This is a genomic window from Intestinimonas butyriciproducens (genome assembly GCF_016901775.1).
Taxonomy (GTDB): Bacteria; Bacillota; Clostridia; order Oscillospirales; family Butyricicoccaceae; genus Pseudobutyricicoccus.
Genome location: NZ_JACJKW010000068.1, coordinates 1 through 226 on the forward strand (window position 1 = coordinate 1; position 226 = coordinate 226).

Here is a 226-nt window from a genome sequence, read left to right on the forward strand (position 1 = left end):
TCCCAGGCCGTCGCCAGCCAAGTATCTTCGGCACTCGTGAGCTTAACTTCTGTGTTCGAAATGGGAACAGGTGGACCCTCACGGTCATCGGCACTTACTTCGTATTTCTATATTGTGCTTTCATTGGCAAAAGCACAATGAAAACTGAACAAGGAAGGAAACATGGAAACGAGGTTGCCCAATATTTTAGGTCAAGCCCTCGGCCTATTAGTATCAGTCGACTGAA

The 226-nt window shown here is 46.9% G+C and carries 1 rRNA gene; it reads right to left on the reverse strand.

From position 1 onward, the window contains the following. Positions 1–98 (reverse strand): 5S ribosomal RNA (gene rrf, locus H6A25_RS12610); the annotation flags it as partial. Positions 99–226 lie beyond the last annotated feature (128 nt).